Source organism: Terribacillus saccharophilus, from assembly GCF_046592895.1.
In the GTDB taxonomy this organism is placed as follows: Bacteria; Bacillota; Bacilli; order Bacillales; family Amphibacillaceae; genus Terribacillus; species Terribacillus saccharophilus_D.
In genome coordinates, this window is the sequence record NZ_JAWVPU010000001.1 from 495,211 (window position 1) to 512,746 (window position 17,536).

Genomic DNA, 17,536 nt, shown 5'->3' on the forward strand with positions numbered 1-17,536 from the left:
TTATAGCTTTTTACCAGTTTTGCAGCAATTGTGTACGTATTATAGCGGCGGGTTGCTGTGGCATTTGCGGCAGACAGGATAATACGAATCATTGCCGCCGATCTGGATTTGGTCGCCTGTATATACCGGCTTTCCATTGTCATCCACACGCAGGTTCATCGTTGCTTTACGGGCACAGAACCAGCAGATTGTCTTCATTTCCTCGATTTTATCCGCATAAATGAGCATATAGCGGCTTCCTTCGAATAATTCATTCTGGAAATCATTTTTAAGTCCAAAGCCCATGACAGGGATGTCGAATGTGTCGACGATTGCTGCCAGCTGCAGCACATGTTCCTTGCTTAAAAACTGCACTTCATCGATCAATACACAATGCGGTGTCGGTTCGTGGGTTTTTACGATTTCCAAGAGATTGGTTTCTTCGAAGATCGGGATGGCTTTACGGCGTAATCCAACACGGCTGGACACATACCCCACTTCATCCCTCGTATCGATACCAGAGGTGAAGATGAGCACCGATTTGTTTTGTTCTTCGTAATTATTGGCTACTTTCAGTATTTCGATCGACTTCCCGCTATTCATCGCGCCATATTTGAAAAATAATTGTGCCATGTCAATTCTCCTTGTCAAATAAAAAAGATAGTGTCACAGTACACTATCTTTATCCGTACTATATCTATTCCACTTATGTATATCTGGATATTCAGTGTACATGCAATGGTAACTTTGAAAAGGGGCTAGAAGCAGAAAAAACAGGCAAAGGGTGTTTGCCTGTTTCTTTCTTCATATCTTAAGCTATTAGCTCAAGTTGTATTTCTTCTTGAAACGATCTACGCGGCCGCCAGCTTTGTCAGCTTTTTGCTTACCAGTGTAGAACGGGTGAGAAGCTGAGCTGATTTCCACACGAATCAATGGGTAAGTGTTGCCATCTTCCCATTCGATTGTTTCGTCAGAACTCTGAGTAGAACCAGTCAAGAATTTGTAGTCAGAACTAGTATCTAGAAATACAACTTTGTTATATTTCGGATGGATTTGTTCTTTCATGCGTTAGCACTCCTTTTTGCCCTGAATCCCTAGGAAACAGAGTTTATTGTGAGAGACCGATAACTGTCGTGAAAGCTCACATAACGTGATTATAACAGTCTGTCTAGCCTATTGCAAGAGGAAATCCATGTAATCAGACGCGCTTATTCGTGCCTTTACGCTTCATTTCCTCTTCCATATTCGCCAGGAATTCTTCGTTGTTTTTCGATGCTTTCAGACGGCGCAGGAAGCGCTCTGCAAAGTCATGGGAATCTTGCATCGTCTTGCGGATCGCCCACATTTTATCCAACTGACTCTTCGGCACAAGCAATTCTTCTTTCCGCGTGCCGGAGCGGACCATATCGATTGCCGGGAAGATACGTCTTTCGGCAAGGGAGCGATCCAAATGCAGTTCCATATTGCCTGTTCCTTTGAATTCCTCATAGATGACATCATCCATACGGGATCCTGTATCGACAAGCGCAGTCGCCAAAATCGTGAAGCTTCCGCCTTCTTCGATATTACGTGCTGCACCGAAGAAGCGCTTCGGACGGTGGAAGGCTGCAGGATCGATACCGCCGGAAAGTGTACGTCCGCTTGGCGGAATGACCAAGTTATAAGCACGTGCAAGACGCGTGATGCTGTCCATCAGCACGATGACGTCTTTTTTATGCTCGACTAAACGCATCGCACGTTCCAGTACCAGCTCGGATACTTTGATATGGTTTTCCGGCACTTCATCGAATGTGGAGCTCACAACATCGACATCCGGGTGAACGGAACGTTCGATATCCGTCACTTCTTCCGGTCGTTCGTCAACAAGCAGGATGATCAGTTTGGCATCCGGGTGATTCGTTGTGATACTGTTGGCAATCTGCTTCAATAGCATCGTCTTCCCCGCTTTCGGAGGGGCCACGATCAAACCACGCTGCCCGAAACCAACTGGGGTCATCAAATCGATGATGCGAGTGGAGACTTTGCGTGTTTCCGTTTCCAGCTTCATCTGCTTATCTGGATACAAAGCAGTCAGTGCTGGGAAATGCACACGCTCTTTCGCCACTTCCGGATCTTCGTTATTCACTGCATCGACATGCAATAGTCCATAATACCGCTCGTTTTCTTTCGGCGGACGGACTTTACCGGATACTTTATCCCCGTTTCGCAAATCAAAGCGTCTGATTTGTGACGCACTGATATAAATGTCCTCAGCACTTGGGGCATAATTGATCGGCCGAAGGAATCCGAAACCTTCGGATGGAATGATTTCCAGGATACCGTCCATGAAAAGGAAGCCATCTTTTTCAGCCTGTGCTTTCAGGATGGCGAAAATCAATTCGCGTTTTGTCAGTTTCGCATAATAGGATACACGGTATTCGCGCGCCATTGCGTATAGTTCTTTCAAAGTCAATGTTTCTAGATGAGAAATGGATAGTTCAGCCACAAAATCACCACACCTATTGTATTTAAGGACTTGTCCTTATCTGTTTGGCTGTATAAATCATGATCCTTCTTTGGTGCTTCAAAACTGGTGGAATCTAATTCAATCTTGGACCGAGAGAGGTGCAAGGGTTCTAAAAAGACCCGGCATAGCTCTGGAAGAAAAGGAAGGATGGTAGTGTATAACTAGAATAGAAGATTATAACTATCATTTTTTACCACAATACAGCTTTTTTAAACTTGCTGCGTTTTTTAGCATAACTAATCATACATTTTCGCACTTGAATATTCAACTGTATTTTAAGTAAATAAAGTATCTAAAAAGACTGGCTTGCGCCAGTCCGGAATTATGAAGTTAAAATGGCAAGATTCGGTTTCATCCGCAGTGTGCGGCTTAAGGCCCATCAGGAATTCTGGAACTGCTCGACTTCCTGATCGCTCATCTCTTCCCGCCATATCTTGGCACCGAGTGCATGCAATTTTTCCGTGATATGCTCATACCCGCGGTCGATATGCTCGACACCAGTGATTTCCGTCACGCCATCGGCCATCAATGCAGCGATGATCAATGCCGCTCCGGCCCGCAGGTCGCTTGCTTTTACTTTTGCCCCTTCAAGCTTGGCAGCGCCCGTCACGATGGAAGCTCCGCCTTCCACTTTGACTTGGGCATTCATCCGGCGCAGTTCATCGATATGCTTGAAACGAGCCTGATAAATTGTATCCGTTATGACACCTGTCCCATGTGCCTTAGTCAGAAGGGCTGTGAATGGCTGCTGCAGATCCGTCGGGAAACCAGGATACACCAGCGTCTTCACGTCGACACTATCCAGTTTGCTGGCTGATCGAATCGTCAGCTGTTCGTCCCCTTCTGTGATCTCCACGCCCATTTCCCGCAATTTAGCGAGCAAGGATTCCAGGTGTTCGGGAATCACATTATCAATGACCACTTCTTCGCCTTGCGATGCAGCCAAGATGATATATGTCCCAGCCTCGATACGATCTGGAATGATCGTGTGATGGCAGCCGTGGAGCTGTTCCACGCCTTCGATACGAATCACGTCGGTGCCAGCACCCTTGATTTTCGCTCCCATACTTGTCAAAAGCGTTGCCACATCGACGATCTCCGGTTCTTTTGCAGCATTCTCGATCACAGTCTTGCCTTTAGCACGCACTGCAGCAAGCATGATATTGATCGTTGCCCCGACACTTACGACATCCAAATAAATACGCGCTCCGCGCAATTCATCCGCTCGCAGGTAAATGGCACCTTGCTCATTCGTCACCTTCGCTCCCAATGCTTGAAAGCCCTTGATATGCTGATCGATAGGTCGGGGGCCAAGATAGCAGCCGCCAGGCAAGCCGATGACTGCCTGTTTGAACCGTCCGAGCATTGCACCCATGAAATAATAAGAAGCCCGGAGCTTTTTCACTTTTCCGTTCGGAAGAGGCATGGACGTCATGTTGGCAGGATCGACTGTAAGAAGATCATCAGTCTTGGATACTTTTCCGCCAATCTCTTCAAGCAAATGACTCAGCGTCTCAACATCTGAAATTTCGGGCAGCCCTTCTATCGTCACGGGAGATTCAGCCAAAATGGCTGCAGGCAGCAATGCAACCGCACTGTTCTTCGCTCCGCTTATCTTGACTCTTCCTTTAAGAAGCTTTCCGCCCTCTACTAGTATTTTCTGCATAAGGAACTCCTCACATTTAGGATAACAGCAACGTTAGTTTCCTCTACTTTACCATAATTATACTATACCCGTCTGTTCCAGTCTGCAAGAAATCTTCATATTCCAGCATCTGTAAGTGGGTGCTCCGCAAGCTTTTGCAGCACATCGAACGGAACCGTCGCAATATGCGCCCCCTGCTTGGCTGCTTCTGTTATATACAGTGGATGCCGGATGGAGGAAGCAATGATTTCTGCCGGGATAGCATGCCGGTCAAATATAGCCGTGATAGCCCCGATAAGCTCCATTCCGCTATGACTGATATCATCCGATGTTCCGATGAATGGCGATATATATGTAGCTCCAGCACGGGCAGCAAGCAATGCTTGATTCACGTTGCAAACATATGTCACGTTGGTCCTGATATTCAAATCAGATAAAATCTTGACTGCCTTAAGGCCTTCCAGCGACATTGGAATCGTCACGGTGATATTCGGAGCAATTTCGGCCAAACGCTTTCCTTCTGCCACCATTTCATCTGCACACTTTGAAACAACCTCGACGCTTACAGAACCGGATACTTCTTCGGTTATCTCCCGCAGCCTGTCATGAAACGGCAAGCTTTCCCTAGCAACAAGCGACGTATATGTCGTCACACCAGCCATCACACCAAGTGCATTGGCAAGCTTGATTTCCTCCAAGTTTACAGTATCCACAAAGAATTTCATCGCTTCCACCCTTTCACTAGTCCCGAAGTAGTTTATGCAGAGCACTCTGTAAACGGCAGAGGCTGACGGTAATTATTTTCTTCGGTTTCCATGCTGCTTTCAAAAAGTAGCACTATAAAGTTTCTTTACCCAATCGGATTTTTTTAAACGTGATCTTGTACGTGCCGTGGAGAGATGCAGCATGGAGGAGGTGATTTAAGTGTGGAGAACGATTTTGGACAAGGTTCCAGTCATGGATGGAGAAAATGAGTTGTCGCTGTGTGAGGAAAGCACCCACTACAGTCTCCCTTGCTTACAGCTCCGTTCCTAAGCGGTCTCACTAAAGCCAGGAACTGGTTTCAGCGATCCCCTATGCTTTTGAGTATAAAAAAAGAAAACTGTCCGAAAGGACAGTTTTCTTTTTAATTTTTACTTACGCTTTGCCTGAAGAACCGAATTCGCGCATTTTGCCGATCACTGTTTCTTTGATCGCTTCACGTGCTGGTCCTAGGTATTTGCGTGGATCGTATTCATTAGGTTTTTCAGCCAATACTTCACGAACGCGTTTCGCAGAAGAAATTTGGTTCTCTGTGTTTACGTTGATTTTGGAAGTACCAAGCGTGATTGCTTTTTGGATATCTTTTGTCGGGATTCCAGTACCGCCGTGCAATACCAATGGAAGGCTTGTTGTGTTGAAGATCTCTTCCATGCGGTCGAAACCTAGATTTGGTTCACCTTTGTAAGGGCCGTGTACAGAACCTAGTGCTGGTGCGAAGCAGTCAACGCCAGTTTCTTCCACAAGCTGTTTACATTCGGATGGGATGGCATACGCTGCATCTGCATCGTCTACGATAAGATCGTCTTCTTGTCCGCCGATGCGTCCAAGTTCCGCTTCAACAGATACACCGTGTAAATGTGCAAGCTCAACCACTTTCTTCGTAAGCTCGATGTTTACTTCCAACGGATGGTGGGAACCATCGATCATTACGGATGTGAAACCAGCGTGAATCGCTTTTGCACACATTTCGAAGCTGGAACCGTGATCCAAGTGAATCGCTACAGGTACAGTGATGTTGTAGTCATCCATCAAACCTTTAACCATCAATACAACCGTCTTGAAGCCACCGATATATTTCGCTGCTCCTTCGGATACACCAAGGATGACAGGAGAGCTTTCTTCCTGTGCTGCTTGCAGGATTGCTTGTGTGAATTCAAGGTTGTTGATGTTGAACTGTCCTACAGCATAGTGATTGTCTTTTGCTACATTCAGCATTTCTTTCATTGATACTAAAGGCATAACAAAAATCCTCCTTCAATTATGCACGACGGTCGGCAACTATGTATGTGAAGTCGTGTAATTTATCACTTCCATACTTAAGCATACCAACTCCCTCGTCATGGTGCAACATTTCTCGCATTTTTATACTTGATTCGACCCTTCTTGCAATGCTTGATTCACCATCATCCTGACATTGAGTATGTCGAATGGCTTAGCAAGCACCTCGATCAGGAAATCATATTTCTGCCGAAAAGCTTCCGCTTCCTCAGCCAATCCGCTCATCATGATCGATGGTATGAACAACCCTTGTTCTTTCAGGTTATCAAGTACGGCGGGTCCGTCCAGAACCGGCAATTTATAATCAATCAGTAAAAGATCCGGTCTAATTTTTTTTATTTGTTCAAGTGCTTTTGCTCCCGTACCGACGGAAATCACTTCATGTCCTTCTTCCCGAATGACTTCTTCCAGTAAAATACGAATACCTGGCTGGTCATCCACGATCAACACACGCTTGTTCATCCGCATATCCCCCTAGAAAACGAAGCAAGCTGCTGCTTGCTTCGACATAATGTTCACTGCTGTGAGCCATTTACACTTTTTTCTAGTAAAACGAACCAAATTCCTGCTTTTTCACTCAATTTTATTAAATATGAGTATTTATATCAGCTTTCTTTATGCTGTAAAGATGCACCGACGAAGCCATGGAATAATGCATGCGGACGGTTCGGGCGGCTCTTGAACTCTGGATGATACTGGGAAGCGACGAACCAAGGATGATCCTTGACTTCGACCGTTTCGATCAAACGTCCATCCGGGCTTGTACCTGAGAAGACCAAGCCTTGCTCTTCCATCTGCGCACGATATTGGTTATTGAATTCGAAACGATGGCGGTGACGCTCATAGATGACGTCTTCATTGCCATACGCTTCTTTCGTTTTCGTACCATCCTGCAAACGGCAAGGATAGACTCCTAAACGAAGTGTACCGCCAAGGTCGGAGATATCTTTTTGCTCTGGAAGCAAATCGATCACCGGATGCGGTGTCAATGGATCGATTTCACTTGAATGCGCCCCTTCAAGCTGAAGGACATTACGAGCAAACTCGACAGTTGCCAGCTGCATGCCAAGACAGATGCCAAGGAATGGGATCTTTCTTGTACGTGCATAGTGGATCGCTTCGATTTTACCTTGGATACCACGATCACCGAATCCGCCTGGTACAAGGATACCGTCTGCATCGCCAAGCTGTTCTTCTACGTTATCAGCCGTTACATCTTCTGAATTGACCCATTTCACCTGGATATCCGTGTCATATGGGTAACCCGCGTGTTTCAAGGATTCCACGACAGAAATGTACGCATCCTGAAGTTCCACATATTTTCCGACCAAAGCAATGCGGACGGATTTTTTAAGATTCGTTACATGAGCTGCCATCGCGGACCATTCTGTCATATCAGCTGGCGGGCATTCCAAACCGAAGTGATCACAAACGAATTGATCCAAGTTCTGACGCTGCAAAGCAAGCGGTACATCATAAAGTGTATCGGCATCGATACATTCAACGACGGCATTGACTTCCAAATCACAAGAAGAAGCGATTTTTTCTTTCATATCCTGGCTGATGGCCATTTCAGAACGCAGGACGATGGCATCCGGCTGGATACCAAGCGAGCGAAGTTCTTTTACGCTATGCTGTGTCGGCTTTGTTTTCAGCTCTCCAGCTGCTTTGATGAAAGGTACAAGTGTACAATGCAAATACATCACATTGTCGCGGCCGATATCGGATTTTATTTGACGGATCGCTTCCAGGAACGGCAAGGATTCGATATCCCCCACAGTTCCGCCGATTTCCGTGATGACAACATCTGCGTTCGTTTGTTTCCCGGCACGGAATACTTTATCTTTGATTTCATTCGTGATGTGCGGGATGACTTGGACAGTACCGCCAAGATAATCACCGCGGCGTTCTTTCTTCAACACGGTAGAGTAAATCTTACCTGTTGTCACGTTGGAATATTTATTCAAGTCGATATCGATGAAACGTTCGTAGTGACCAAGGTCCAAATCCGTTTCAGCACCATCTTCTGTAACGAACACTTCCCCGTGCTGATAAGGACTCATCGTTCCCGGGTCCACGTTGATGTATGGATCGAATTTCTGAATCGTCACCTGCAAGCCTCTATTTTTCAACAAACGGCCAAGTGAAGCCGCTGTGATGCCTTTCCCTAGAGAAGATACAACTCCTCCTGTAACAAAGATATACTTTGTCAACGCAATCCCTCATTTCTAGCATTTATTTATAGAATACCCATGTCCTAAAAAAAAGTTTATGAAAAAATAAAAAGCGTCCCCTTTTGTAAGGGAACGCGTCTTCGGACAATTAAAGAGCCCACATAAAATATTACTGATTCTCCACTTTAAAGTCAATAACATTCAGCGAATTATTCGCTTAGCGGTCTTCGTCCTCGTCATCCTCATCTTCTTCACCTGTCAGATGCATATCTTCTCCGATGATTTCACGAGTATCGTCATCTGTGTTCTCACTTTGATAATCACCTTCGTAATCATCTTCTGCGATATCGTCATCTTCTTCTTCATCATCACCGTAATCTTCGTCGAAGCCTTCTTCATCGAGAGTGAAGTCTTCTTCCAGATCCTCAATCTCTTCGTCTTCCTCCGCGACGCGCTTCTTACGCTTCTTGGTAGGTTCAACCGTTACATCTTCGTCGAATTGATCTACTGAATACCAGCTCTTCAATCCCCAAAGATTCGATCCTGCAGTCATGAAACGGCCATCCACGTTCAAGTCCGTATAGAACTGCAGCATATAGTCTTCACGCTGTTCGTCATTCAATTTCTTGATATCAGCTATTTTATCGAATAGATCTTTATAATCGGTTGCTTTATTTTCATCCTCAAGAATCAAATTCGTCAATTCCACGAGGGAAAAGTCAGCAAGCTCTTCTTGGCTGTATTCTTTCAAACCCACTGTCACAGCACTCCCTTTGTCAATAAGTTGGTTATGTTCACGTCTACCGTTTTAGAACCATACCTTACATTATATTGCCAGGCCTATCAAAATGCAATGTTTCTTCCATTCAGCGGCGTTTTTTGACTTGTTTGACTTGCTTGGACAGCTGTTTGAACTGCTTCCGCTGCTCCTGCTGGGCTTTGACGGAAGTCTTGCCCTCAAGATACTGAAGCTCACGCTGCAGCTTGAAATAGCTGTGAAGACGCTCATCCTCCAGTTCCCCAGCCTCGATTGCTTCCTGTACGCGGCAACCAGGCTCATTGCTATGAGTACAATCACGGAAACGACATTCCCCACCTAATAGATCAATGTCCGCAAAAGCAGATTTCATCCCGGTATGATGCTGATTCCAAAGCTGCAGTTCCCGCATGCCTGGTGTATCGATGATCATACCGCCACCCGGCAGCTGGACAAGCTCCCGATGTGTCGTCGTGTGCCGGCCTTTGCCATCATCATCGCGAATCGCCCCTGCCAGCTGCACTTCCTGACCAAAGAGCATATTCACCAAAGTGGATTTGCCGGCGCCCGATGAACCGAGAAAGGCTGCTGTGACACCCGCAGTAAGCTGCTGCTCGATTGCATCGATGCCTCTTCTGTCCACTGCACTTGTCACATATACATCCACGCCCGGGGCGATGTTTTCCACTTCCTGCAGCTTTTGCCCGATGTCTCCGCAAAGGTCGCCTTTGCTCAATACAATGCATGGCAATGCTCCGCTATCATAAGCTGCCAGTAAATAACGTTCAAGTCGGCGAAGATTATAATCCTGATTCAAAGCCATCACCAAGTAAACATAATCCACATTCGCCGCAATGATCTGCTCTTTTGTCACCGCTCCCGCTTCTTTACGGGAGAACTTACTTTTTCTCGGCAGCAAAGCATGAATCGTCGCTTTTCCTTCGTCGTGACGGGCATCCACCAATACCCAATCGCCGACCGCCGGGAAATCTGACGTTTGTCGGAACTTTCCCGACGGAGCTGCAAGCAGCTCTCCATGCTCATCGAGCACCCTGTATAGATGCTTATGCTCCAGTACGACACGTGCAGGCGTCCATTGCTGGTCATATGCTTGCTTTGCTGTTTCCAATTGCTCATTCCATCCTAATAGATTCCATGCTTCGTTCATATTTTCCTCCTAGTGGGGCGCTATTTGGCCATAATAAAAAGGACTGTATGCACAGCCCTCCCACTAGAAATACAGATAGCGTAAATAAGCCGCTACTTCAATCGGGCAGGAGGGATGTGCGCAGTGACAGACGTCTTTTTAGACATTGTATATGTCAACATACTCATCATCCCTTTCTGCGCCGGCTTTTACCGTCCGCTTTGAATTGATTTTATGATACATGATATTGGCTATATTTGTAAAGCCTATTATTACTTTAGGAAAGGAGGTCAGTATATGTATGTCTTCTTCCTCCTGCTGGCTCTCCTGTTCCTCATCGCAGTGTTGATATGGGTGGACTTGAATCTTGGCAGGAAGCGCAGCAAAAGCAGCGCAGTCAATCGGCTGATAGGCCATAAACATGCTTTTGTTTCCATATTTGATGATGGCGTCAATTTCTATGACGCTTTGCTTCGTGATATAAAAGGTGCACAGCATTCCGTCGATATCCAATTCTTTCTTGTAAAATGGGATGAATCCACCAAACAACTGTCTGAGCTCTTGCAGCAGCGCGCGCAGGAAGGTATCAAGATACGTTTTTTATTAGACAGGATCGGCGGTTATCGCTTGCCTAAAAAGGAACGAAAGCGTCTGCGCCAGTCTGGCGTCATGCTTCGCTTTGCAAATAAACCAAGTTTTCCGTATTTCCTTTATGATCTGAATTTCCGCAATCACCGGAAAGTGACCATCATCGATCAGAAGAGTGTTTATGTCGGCGGATTCAATATAGGAAAAGAATATTTAAGTAAAGAGCCTCGTTTTGGCTTTTGGCGTGATTGTGTCGTCAAGCTCGAGGGAGAAGCTGTTTATACATTTGTGCAGGTATTCGCATCCGATTGGGGCGATCCATTCCATATCATTCCAAAGCAAGCACCAGCATTTGATGGTGCCCAGGTGGAAGTCGTGATTACGGAAGCTGATGGCTACGAAGACTGGCTTCTTCATCAAATCCATCAAGCAAAGGAATATCTTTATATAGGCACACCATATTGTGTGCCGTCGCGCCGGGTGGAAGCTGCCCTCAAACGTGCTTCTGAAAGAGGTGTCGATGTCAGGGTGATGCTGCCGACAAAAGTCGATCATTATATCGTCAACCAAGTCTCCTTTCATTTTGCTCGGCGTCTGCTGCAGCACGGTGTGCGGGTGAACTTATATCAGAACGGCTTTTATCACGCGAAAATCATACTCAGTGATGACTCCTGGTGTGCCGTCGGCTCTGCCAACCTGGATGGTCGCAGTTTGCTGATCAACAAGGAACTGACAATGACGATCCGCGAAAACGACCTTTTTTATGCCCAGCTGCTGGCATTATGGAGAAAAGATGAACAATCCAGCATTGATGCTTCCTTGCATGATATAAAAAAACGCCCGTGGATCGCAAAAGCAACCGGCATCGTTTTCAGACCGCTTCGGCATTACCTATAAAAAAGCCCGCAGGCATTGCTGCAAGCGGGCTTTTTCGTATGATTACATCTTTTCCGGTGCTTCGACACTGATCAGACGCAATGTATTTTTGATTGTGATGCGAACTGCTTTCATCAACGCGATTCGTGCTTTCGTCAATTCCACATTATCCGGATTCAGCACTTTCTCTGCATTATAGAAGCTGTGAAGTGCAGAAGCCAGTTCAAAAGCGTATTGCGTGATGCGATGCGGGATGCGTTTTTGAGCTGCGTCTGCAACGACCTGCGGGAATTCACCGATACGCTTCAGAAGATCCAATTCCTTCTCTGCTGTCAGAAGACCGGCATCGAATCCCCCTTCTGTCTGGAATCCTTTTTCAGCTGCTTGCGTGAGCATCGTGCTGATGCGGGCATATGCATACTGCACATAGAAGACAGGGTTTTCGTTGGATTGGGATTTCGCCAAGTCCATGTCAAAGTCAAGATGCGTATCGCTGGAACGCATGACAAAGAAGTAACGCATCGCGTCGATGCCGACTTCTTCCATCAATTCACGCAATGTGACTGCTTTACCTGTACGTTTACTCATCTTCACTTTTTCGCCGTTTTCGAACAGATTCACCATTTGGATGATGGTAACTTCCAATGTGTCGGCATCATAACCAAGCGCTTGGATAGCGGCACGCATCCGCGGGATATAGCCATGGTGATCTGCGCCCCAGACATTGATCAATTTAGAGAAACCGCGATCCAGTTTCGTTTTATGATAAGCGATATCCGGAGTCAGATACGTATAGCTGCCATCTTGTTTGATGAGCACGCGGTCTTTATCGTCTCCGAAATCCGTCGAACGGAACCAAACTGCCCCATCCTTCTCATACACATAATCCGTTCCGCGAAGTGTCGCCAAAGCAGAGTCGATCTTCCCGTCCTGGTACAGGGAAGTTTCCGAATACCATACATCAAATGGAACACGGAAATCAGCAAGATCTTTCTCCAGTTTTTTCAGTTCATACTTCAAGCCATATTCACGGAAGAAAGCAAGACGTTCCTCTTCCGGCTTCTGAACGTAGCTGTCACCATGCTCCTGGGCAAGCTGCTTCCCGATCTCGAAGATGTCCTTCCCATGATAGCCATCTTCCGGCATCTGGGCATCTTGTCCAAGCGCTTGCAAATAACGCGCCTGTACACTGCGGGCAAGATTATCAATCTGGTTGCCGGCATCATTGATGTAGTATTCGCGTCCAACATCATAGCCTGCAGCATCGAGTATGTTGGCAAGGGAATCCCCTACAGCTGCTCCGCGGGCATGTCCAAGGTGCAAGTCTCCAGTCGGATTCGCTGAAACGAACTCCACTTGGACTTTTTCGCCTTTGCCCGCATCCGTACGGCCAAAGTTATCGCCTGCTTCCAAAATGGTCGATACGAGCTCACCAAGATACGTGTTCCGCATAAAGAAGTTGATGAATCCTGGTCCTGCAATTTCGATTTTCTCAACAGGAGCTTGTTCATGATCGAAGTTCTGCTGAAGCTCCTCGGCAATCGCGCGAGGTGCTTTCTTTGCGATGCGGGCAAGCTGCATCGCTATATTCGTCGCGTAGTCGCCATGCGCTTTATCTTTCGGCTGCTCCAGAATGATAGCCGGAATCGTTTGTTCATCAGCTAATCCAGCCTTCAAAACAGCATCTTGAATCGCTGTTTTCAATTTTTGTTCCGTTTGTTGTACGATATTCATCCGTTACTCTCCTCCTGCACACGCAACGTCAGGGCATGTTTCCTTGACTGCACCTGATTGAGCGTCACTGTATAACTTATCTTCAGTTCTGCCGGGCTGTCGGCTGCCAGCGGCGAAAACGTCATCGCGTGTGTGCTTGTTTCCATATGCATTGTACCATATGGATGACGGTATACGTTCTCTGTCGGCTGATTTCTTATGAAAACTTGTTTCATATCAAAACCACCCGTGCGTTTGATGCTCACTTTATCCGCCGAGATGGTGATCAGCGTTTTCGTGTCCCCGACTTCTTCCGATTTCTCCGTGAAGCTGACAGCTGTCAATCCACCATTGGCAGAATAAGTTCCAGCTAGCTTCAAGGTTGTGTACTCTGTATCGTTTTCCTCCGTTATTGCCGTATCCATCTCGATCCATACGGGAATCTTTATCTGACGCATGCAGCTCCCCCTTTTCGTAAGAAAAAACGCCTCACTTGGAAGCGTTTCTTTTTTTATTTCAATAGGTCCTTTACGAACTTCGGCAGGACAAAAGCAGCGTTGTGCAATTCCGGCGTGTAATACTTCGTCTCTATTGGTTCAAAACGTGTCGCATCCACTTTTTTCGGGTGGTGTGTCTTGCTGCCCATCGTGAATGTCCACAGACCGCTCGGATAAGTCGGGATATTCGCCGTATACAATTCCGTTATCGGGAAAATCTCCTTCACATCTTTGTACACTTGTGAAATCAAGTCGGCCTTGAACCATGGGTTGTCTGTTTGTGCGACGAATAAGCCATCCTCTTTCAGTGCTTTTGCGATTCCTGCGTAGAAGCCTTTCGTGAATAAATTCACTGCCGGTCCTACTGGTTCCGTCGAATCCACCATTATGACATCATATGCATTTTCACTTTCGGCAATATGCATGAAACCATCTCCGACACGTACATCTGCACGCGGATCTTCCATCATGCCAGCGATGGAAGGGAGAAACTTCTTGGAATACTCGATGACTTTTCCGTCGATATCAACCAGCGTCGCTTTTTTGACCTTGCCATGCTTGAGCACTTCACGGATGACACCGCCATCCCCTCCGCCTACAATCAAGACGTTTTCCGGGTTCGGATGGGTGAACAAAGGTACATGCGCCACCATTTCGTGATAGACGAACTCATCACGTTCAGTAGTCATGACCATGCCATCCAATGTCAGCATGTTGCCCCATTCCTCCGTTTCAAGCATGTCCAATTTCTGAAAATCTGTTTGCTCACTATGCAGGGAGCGCTTCACTTTTGCCGTGATACCAAAGCTGTCTGTTTGTTTTTCCGTATACCAAAGTTCCATTGGATGTCATTACTCCTTATGTGTAGAATCCTATATCATCTCGCAACTAGTGTTGGTCATTTTTATAGCTTTAAACAATCAAATTATAGAGAAAATCCAAAAAAAAGCAACCCTTTCGGATGTTTATTATCCTGCAGGAAGCCGATACTGTTCCTGACATCATGCAGGAAGCAGGTGATAGATTTGATTCGGATTCCGATAGCCCGCTGGCAAAAATGGCTCCGTCCGAAAAGACTGGCAGCTCTGATGCTCGGAGGCATGCTGACTGCCATGGCCGGACTGCTCCTCATTTGCTATCTGATGGGACCGCCGCCGATGACAAGTAAATGGAGTACGACTTTCTATGCAAATGACAGCACGATCCTCGGTGAGCAATACGGCAATACACCAAAGCGCTGGGTATCTTTGGAGGAGACTTCCCCTCACTTGATCCATGCAACCATCCTGGCAGAAGATAAGAACTTCTACCATCACCACGGATTTGCTTGGAAGCGCATTTTAGCTGCGGCCCTGCAGGATATCAAGGCCGGTGCAAAAGTGGAAGGAGCCAGCACCATCACCCAGCAATATGCCAAAAACCTCTATCTCAGCAATGATAAGACGTGGACGCGGAAACTCAAGGAAGCCATTTACAGTATCCGATTGGAAATGTTCTATTCAAAAGATGAGATATTGGAAGGCTACCTGAATACGATCTATTACGGTCATGGTATGTATGGCATCCAGGCTGCAAGCGACTATTATATGGACAAGAATCCCGGAAGCTTGACAGCAGCCGAAGCTTCCCTGCTTGCCGGCATACCAAAAGGACCATCTTATTATTCTCCATTCCAAAATGAAAAACTATCCAGTGAACGACAAGAATATATTTATGGCTTGCTGCAGGATGCAGGTTATATCAACGAGCCCGAAACGTTGCCGGCAGTGTCATTATCGACAGAGCAGGAACGGGACACCATCAAGCGCGCCGGTTATTTTCAGGATCATATTACAGCTGAGCTAGCAGAAGTGCTCAACATGGACGAAGCTGATATTTCATCTGCCGGATATCACGTCTATACAACGATGGATCCAGCTCAGCAACTTAAGCTGGAGGAACAAGTGGCGGATACCATCCCAGCGGATACAAAGCTGCAGACAGGCGCCATCGCCATGGATCCCGATACAGGAGCTGTCACAGCGATGGTTGGCGGAACTGATTACAAAGCAAGCACATACAATAGGGCCACCGCATCCAAACGAATGCCCGGCTCGGCATTCAAACCTTTTGTCTATTACACAGCTCTTAACAACGGCTTTACACCGATGACACAATTGAAAAGTGAAGAAACCACCTTTGAACTCCCAAACGGCGGGGAATATGCTCCAGGCAATTATCACGGCTATTATGCCAATGAAGACATCAGCCTCGCCGAAGCCATTGCAATGTCGGATAACATTTATGCAGTGAAGACGAATCTGATGATAGGTGCTGAGAGAGTTGTTGCTGATGCCCGGAAGCTTGGTATCACAAGCGACTTGCAAGCAGTCCCCTCGCTCGCCCTCGGTACCTCGCCGGTATCGGTCGAAGAAATGGGCGTCGCTTACAGCCGGATTGCCAATGGCGGCAAGCCTGTGGAAAGCTATACCATCGAGAAAATCGTCGATCATAATGGAAAGACGATTTATACGCATAAGCAGCCTGCCAATAAGCGAAACCTGAATCGAAAAAACCTGTTTGTACTCACAGACTTGATGACAGGCATGTTCGATGATTCACTGAGCAGTTATATGCGTGTAACAGGCGCGACAGTCGCGGATCAGTTAGACCGTCCTTATGCCGGAAAATCAGGCACGACGACTTCCGATAGCTGGATGGTCGGTTTCAGCCCTGACTTGGTCACTGCTGTCTGGACAGGCTATGATGATAATCGATCAATGGAAAAAGTGAAAGAATTGGCTTACAGCAAGGAAATTTGGGCCGGCTTCATGGAAGCTGCGCATGAAGGCGAGCAAATCAAAGCATTCCGGCCGCCAGCCGGTGTACGCGGCGTGTTCGTCGATCCCGACTCTGGTCTTCTTTCCACTTCGCATTGTGAAAAACGCCGGTTCAGCTATTTTGTCCGCGGAACAGAACCAAAACTGTATTGCCATCCCGATATGGACGAAGATCCGCTTGTGCCAAAACAAGATACACCAGAGCATAAAAAGAAACATTGGTTTGATTGGCTGTTTTAAAATAAAGAGCCGCTATCCTTTTACAGGAAAGCGGCTCTTCTCATTGCAATTGATTTTCCAGATCTTTCGGTGTCAGATCCCAGAATTCCGGCTTGTATTCTTTCAGGAATTCAAGCAGCAAGTTCTTTGACAAGTCATCCATATGGTCCAGCACATACTTGCCTTTCATCGATTGTTCCATATGCTTCACATGCTCCGGCATCGACTTATAGGCAATGCGGTTCGGCCGGTCGACAAGGATTTCACTGGCTGCAGCACCGAAATAATACGGACCCTCCCCGCCATTTTGCACCGTCACCCAGACGATCCAATACAGCTTGCCATCCGGCACTTTTTCTTTTTCATGCTGAAAACGTACACGACGTTCCACTTGGCTGCGGGCATGCATTGCTGCCATATCGACGTAAGCCGTCTTCTCATGCGGATCGACGATGACTGGACTCATATTCTCCAGACTGATGGAACCAATCCCGTATCCGCCGTGTCCATCTGTTGAATCGTCCTTCATGATCGTGAAAGCATTATTCTTTTTCTTTTCCACGTATACCGCTCCCT

General features: G+C 46.7%; 16 protein-coding genes. 2 read left to right on the forward strand and 14 right to left on the reverse strand.

Annotated features, from left to right (window positions below; genetic code table 11):
* Positions 1-39: 39 nt before the first annotated feature.
* The 10 genes from SFC66_RS02405 to rsgA all read right to left on the reverse strand — a co-directional run bounded on the left by SFC66_RS02405 (position 40) and on the right by rsgA (position 10,269).
* The gene (locus SFC66_RS02405) at positions 40-612 is read right to left on the reverse strand and encodes a thymidine kinase (protein WP_411217106.1); all 573 of its coding nucleotides are present in this window, start codon (positions 610-612) and stop codon (positions 40-42) included.
* 186 nt (positions 613-798) lie between these two features.
* Complete coding sequence (locus tag SFC66_RS02410) at positions 799-1,044, reverse strand: type B 50S ribosomal protein L31 (protein WP_038564035.1); 246 nt, start codon at positions 1,042-1,044, stop codon at positions 799-801.
* A gap of 133 nt (positions 1,045-1,177) precedes the next feature.
* A complete protein-coding gene (gene rho / locus SFC66_RS02415; protein WP_411217107.1) occupies positions 1,178-2,464 on the reverse strand; it encodes a transcription termination factor Rho in 1,287 nt (428 codons plus the stop codon).
* A gap of 400 nt (positions 2,465-2,864) precedes the next feature.
* Positions 2,865-4,151: a UDP-N-acetylglucosamine 1-carboxyvinyltransferase gene (locus SFC66_RS02420; protein WP_411217108.1), complete on the reverse strand. Its 1,287-nt coding sequence runs from the start codon at positions 4,149-4,151 to the stop codon at positions 2,865-2,867.
* A 95-nt stretch (positions 4,152-4,246) separates the two neighbouring features.
* On the reverse strand, positions 4,247-4,855 hold the full coding sequence (fsa, locus tag SFC66_RS02425) for a fructose-6-phosphate aldolase (RefSeq protein ID WP_411217109.1): 609 nt from the start codon (positions 4,853-4,855) through the stop codon (positions 4,247-4,249).
* Positions 4,856-5,267: 412 nt separating this feature from the next.
* Entirely contained in the window at positions 5,268-6,131 is an 864-nt protein-coding gene (locus tag SFC66_RS02430; protein WP_411217110.1) for a class II fructose-bisphosphate aldolase, read from the reverse strand.
* A gap of 123 nt (positions 6,132-6,254) precedes the next feature.
* Positions 6,255-6,632 carry a response regulator gene (locus SFC66_RS02435; protein ID WP_411217111.1) on the reverse strand — a complete coding sequence of 126 codons (378 nt, stop codon included), beginning with the start codon at positions 6,630-6,632 and terminating at the stop codon, positions 6,255-6,257.
* A 143-nt stretch (positions 6,633-6,775) separates the two neighbouring features.
* Complete coding sequence (gene pyrG, locus SFC66_RS02440) at positions 6,776-8,383, reverse strand: CTP synthase (RefSeq protein ID WP_411217112.1); 1,608 nt, start codon at positions 8,381-8,383, stop codon at positions 6,776-6,778.
* A gap of 178 nt (positions 8,384-8,561) precedes the next feature.
* Positions 8,562-9,101, reverse strand: coding sequence for a DNA-directed RNA polymerase subunit delta (gene rpoE, locus SFC66_RS02445; protein WP_411217113.1), 540 nt, complete (start codon positions 9,099-9,101; stop codon positions 8,562-8,564).
* 109 nt (positions 9,102-9,210) lie between these two features.
* Entirely contained in the window at positions 9,211-10,269 is a 1,059-nt protein-coding gene (gene rsgA / locus SFC66_RS02450; protein ID WP_411217114.1) for a ribosome small subunit-dependent GTPase A, read from the reverse strand.
* A 276-nt stretch (positions 10,270-10,545) separates the two neighbouring features.
* Between rsgA and SFC66_RS02455 the strand changes: the two genes are divergently transcribed.
* Positions 10,546-11,733: a phospholipase D-like domain-containing protein gene (locus SFC66_RS02455; protein WP_411217115.1), complete on the forward strand. Its 1,188-nt coding sequence runs from the start codon at positions 10,546-10,548 to the stop codon at positions 11,731-11,733.
* A gap of 42 nt (positions 11,734-11,775) precedes the next feature.
* On the opposite strand, the gene argS is transcribed toward SFC66_RS02455, so the two are convergent.
* From argS to speE, 3 genes are read right to left on the reverse strand one after another with little or no spacing between them, the layout of a single operon-like run.
* Positions 11,776-13,446, reverse strand: a complete 1,671-nt coding sequence (gene argS / locus SFC66_RS02460) for an arginine--tRNA ligase (RefSeq protein WP_411217116.1) — start codon at positions 13,444-13,446, stop codon at positions 11,776-11,778.
* Entirely contained in the window at positions 13,443-13,883 is a 441-nt protein-coding gene (locus SFC66_RS02465) for a YwiB family protein (RefSeq protein ID WP_411217117.1), read from the reverse strand. Before SFC66_RS02465 ends, argS begins: the two co-directional genes overlap by 4 nt.
* Positions 13,884-13,936: 53 nt before the next feature.
* Positions 13,937-14,764: a polyamine aminopropyltransferase gene (speE, locus tag SFC66_RS02470; RefSeq protein WP_411217118.1), complete on the reverse strand. Its 828-nt coding sequence runs from the start codon at positions 14,762-14,764 to the stop codon at positions 13,937-13,939.
* A gap of 174 nt (positions 14,765-14,938) precedes the next feature.
* Here speE and SFC66_RS02475 point away from each other — a divergent pair, with 174 nt between their 5' ends.
* Entirely contained in the window at positions 14,939-16,981 is a 2,043-nt protein-coding gene (locus SFC66_RS02475; protein WP_411217119.1) for a transglycosylase domain-containing protein, read from the forward strand.
* 40 nt (positions 16,982-17,021) lie between these two features.
* Here the strand turns inward: SFC66_RS02475 and SFC66_RS02480 are convergent, their stop codons facing one another.
* Positions 17,022-17,522: a YwhD family protein gene (locus SFC66_RS02480; RefSeq protein ID WP_411217120.1), complete on the reverse strand. Its 501-nt coding sequence runs from the start codon at positions 17,520-17,522 to the stop codon at positions 17,022-17,024.
* Between the last annotated feature and the right edge of the window lie 14 nt (positions 17,523-17,536).

Excerpts from the sequence above, each read along its gene's own strand:
- SFC66_RS02455 (WP_411217115.1), top strand. The coding sequence starts at position 10,546 with ATGTATGTCTTCTTCCTCCTGCTGGCTCTCCTGTTCCTCATCGCAGTG.
- argS (WP_411217116.1), bottom strand. The coding sequence starts at position 13,446 with ATGAATATCGTACAACAAACGGAACAAAAATTGAAAACAGCGATTCAA.
- SFC66_RS02465 (WP_411217117.1), bottom strand. The coding sequence starts at position 13,883 with ATGCGTCAGATAAAGATTCCCGTATGGATCGAGATGGATACGGCAATA.
- SFC66_RS02430 (WP_411217110.1), bottom strand. The coding sequence starts at position 6,131 with ATGCCTTTAGTATCAATGAAAGAAATGCTGAATGTAGCAAAAGACAAT.
- speE (WP_411217118.1), bottom strand. The coding sequence starts at position 14,764 with ATGGAACTTTGGTATACGGAAAAACAAACAGACAGCTTTGGTATCACG.
- SFC66_RS02420 (WP_411217108.1), bottom strand. The coding sequence starts at position 4,151 with ATGCAGAAAATACTAGTAGAGGGCGGAAAGCTTCTTAAAGGAAGAGTC.
- SFC66_RS02405 (WP_411217106.1), bottom strand. The coding sequence starts at position 612 with ATGGCACAATTATTTTTCAAATATGGCGCGATGAATAGCGGGAAGTCG.
- rsgA (WP_411217114.1), bottom strand. The coding sequence starts at position 10,269 with ATGAACGAAGCATGGAATCTATTAGGATGGAATGAGCAATTGGAAACA.
- SFC66_RS02410 (WP_038564035.1), bottom strand. The coding sequence starts at position 1,044 with ATGAAAGAACAAATCCATCCGAAATATAACAAAGTTGTATTTCTAGAT.
- SFC66_RS02435 (WP_411217111.1), bottom strand. The coding sequence starts at position 6,632 with ATGAACAAGCGTGTGTTGATCGTGGATGACCAGCCAGGTATTCGTATT.
- fsa (WP_411217109.1), bottom strand. The coding sequence starts at position 4,855 with ATGAAATTCTTTGTGGATACTGTAAACTTGGAGGAAATCAAGCTTGCC.